Source organism: Mycobacterium sp. E3298, assembly GCF_001666895.1.
Classification (GTDB): Bacteria; Actinomycetota; Actinomycetes; order Mycobacteriales; family Mycobacteriaceae; genus Mycobacterium.
Genome location: NZ_LZJB01000217.1, coordinates 1 through 2,394 on the forward strand (window position 1 = coordinate 1; position 2,394 = coordinate 2,394).

Sequence of the window (2,394 nt, forward strand, 5' to 3'; positions counted from 1 at the left end):
GTCCGGCGGCCCGACCACGCTGTCGCCCGGCCCGCGCCATACTGGCGTCATGGCCGTATTTGTCCGCAGGTTGCTCGGCATCGGCAAGCTGCCCGACGACGTCTACGCGCAGCTCGAGGCGGAAGGCGTGCGCTACCTCGCCGACTTCGTGGCGGTGACCCGGCGCTTCAAGGGCGCCATCCCGGGCGTGCGATTGCCGCACAGTGTCGCCAGCTACACGGGCTCGCTGGCGTTCACCTCCGAGCGGGTGCTGGCCACGCTGTCCATGCTGCCGCGGCTGGCCGGCCCGACCGTCGACGTTCGCTGGGACGCGCCGCAGACCGGCGCGGCGCGGGTCGAGATCTCGTCGACGGGCCTGCAGGTCGACGTCGACGTCGCGAAGGTCGACCCGAAGTTCAGCGGCGAGTTGTCGCTGCACTACAAGGCGGCCATTCCGGACGAGGTGCTCAGCGGCCTGCCGCGCCGGTCCCTGGCCTTCGACATGCCGCCCGAGTACGTGTTCCGTGCGGTCGGCGTTACCTATAGTCCGTGATCGTCATCCGCGGCCAGGGCGGCTGGCGCAGCACCGCCAGGCTGCCGATCACCGCCGCCAGCAGGCCGGTGATCACCCCGATCAGCGCGATGCGGTTCCCGTCCACGGCGGGCTTCCAGGAGGCTTCGCCGTTGTGGACGACGAAGACGCCGAGCGGTTTGAGCACGGGGATGACGGTGGTGCCGTCCGGTGTCTGATAGGGCTCGCCGTACACGCGACCCGCGGCCCCGTCGGTGGGCGGCCGGTCGAGTAGGTCAAAGGGCTTCACGGAACACTCCTTTCCTGGGTGTTCACCCGGTGCGTGTCGCGGACACGGTTCACGCTAACGCGGATTTCCTACGATGACTCCCGTGAGCGAGCAGGCCTTCAGCCCGCAGGAGCGCCGGGCCGTCTATCGGGTGATCTCGGAACGGCGCGACATGCGGAAGTTCTCACCCGGCGCGGCGGTGGACGAGGCCGTGCTGGCGCGCCTGCTGCAGGCGGCCCACGCGGCGCCCAGCGTCGGCCTGATGCAGCCCTGGCGCTTCGTCCGGATCACCGACGACTCGCTGCGGCGGCGCATTCACGCACTCGTCGACGAGGAGCGCCCGCTCACCGCCGCGGCCCTGGGCGAGCGGGCCGAGGAGTTTCTCGCGCTGAAAGTCGAAGGCATCCTCGAGTGCGCCGAGCTGCTCGTGGTGGCCCTGTGCGACGACCGGGACAAGCATGTGTTCGGCCGCCGGACACTGCCGCAGATGGACCTCGCGTCGGTCTCGTGCGCGATCCAGAATCTGTGGCTGGCCGCGCGCTCCGAAGGCCTTGGCATGGGTTGGGTTTCGCTGTTCGATCCGCAGCGGTTGGCGTCGTTGCTCGACATGCCCCCGGGGGCGGAGCCGGTGGCCATCCTGTGCCTGGGCCCGGTGCCGGAATTCCCCGATCGGCCGGCGTTGGAACTCGACGGCTGGGCTGTCGCCCGGCCACTGTCGGAGTTCGTCTGCGAGAACCGCTGGAGTCGGATCCCTGCGCCTTCGCCCGACTAGCTGCGGTATCGTCGCCGGTCGCGGGCGAGTTGAGAGGTGACGCAATTGGCGCCGGGCGAAGAAGCCGACCGGAAAGACAACGTCTTGATCGTGCACTGGCACGATCTGGGCCGCTACCTAGGCGTCTACGGGCACCCGGACGTCGACAGCCCCCGCCTGGACCGCCTTGCCGCCGAGGGCATCCGGTTCACCAGGGCGCATGCCACGGCGCCGCTGTGCTCGCCGTCGCGCGGGTCGCTGTTCACCGGCCGCTACCCGCAGAGCAACGGCCTGATCGGGCTGGCGCATCACGGCTGGGAATACCGAAGCGGCGTGCGCACCCTGCCCCAGATACTGACCGATGCGGGTTGGTACTCAGCGCTTTTCGGCATGCAGCACGAGACCTCCTACCCCCAGCGACTGGGCTTCGACGAGTTCGACGTCTCGAACTCCTACTGCGAATACGTGGTGGACCGGGCCTCCGACTGGCTGCGAGACGGCACCGAAGACCTCGCGGGCCAACCGTTCCTATTGACCGCCGGGTTCTTCGAGACGCATCGGCCCTATCCCCGGGACCGTTACGAGCCGGCGGACAGCGCCGGGGTCGACCCGCCCGACTACCTACCCGACACCCCCGAGGTGCGCGACGACCTGGCCAGCTTCTACGGGTCGATCACGACGGCCGATGCCGCCGTCGGCCGCCTGCTGGACACGCTGGCCGAGTCGGGACTCGATGACAGCACCTGGGTGGTGTTCTTCACCGACCACGGCCCAGCGTTTCCCCGCGCCAAGTCCACGCTCTATGACGCGGGAACCGGCATCGGCATGATCATCAGGCCCCCGACCGGCCGGGCGCTGCCCCCG

At 69.5% G+C, this 2,394-nt stretch carries 4 protein-coding genes; 3 read left to right on the plus strand and 1 reads right to left on the minus strand.

All coding sequences use genetic code 11. From position 1 onward, the window contains the following. The first annotated feature begins 49 nt into the window (after nt 1–49). The gene (locus A9X05_RS09965; RefSeq protein ID WP_067760809.1) at nt 50–532 is read left to right on the plus strand and encodes a hypothetical protein; all 483 of its coding nucleotides are present in this window, start codon (nt 50–52) and stop codon (nt 530–532) included. Here the strand turns inward: A9X05_RS09965 and A9X05_RS09970 are convergent. Beyond that, nucleotides 516–800, minus strand: a complete 285-nt coding sequence (locus A9X05_RS09970; RefSeq protein WP_067760807.1) for a hypothetical protein — start codon at nt 798–800, stop codon at nt 516–518. The genes A9X05_RS09965 and A9X05_RS09970 overlap by 17 nt on opposite strands. A 73-nt stretch (nt 801–873) precedes the next feature. On the opposite strand from A9X05_RS09970, the gene bluB reads away from it, so the two are divergent. Further along, a complete protein-coding gene (bluB, locus tag A9X05_RS09975) occupies nt 874–1,551 on the plus strand; it encodes a 5,6-dimethylbenzimidazole synthase (RefSeq protein ID WP_067760805.1) in 678 nt (225 codons plus the stop codon). A 36-nt stretch (nt 1,552–1,587) separates the two neighbouring features. Next, nucleotides 1,588–2,394 (plus strand): sulfatase-like hydrolase/transferase (locus tag A9X05_RS09980; protein ID WP_156736611.1); only part of this gene is annotated, 807 nt, incomplete at its 3' end.

Excerpts from the sequence above, each read along its gene's own strand:
- A9X05_RS09965 (WP_067760809.1), top strand. The coding sequence starts at position 50 with ATGGCCGTATTTGTCCGCAGGTTGCTCGGCATCGGCAAGCTGCCCGAC.
- bluB (WP_067760805.1), top strand. The coding sequence starts at position 874 with ATGACTCCCGTGAGCGAGCAGGCCTTCAGCCCGCAGGAGCGCCGGGCC.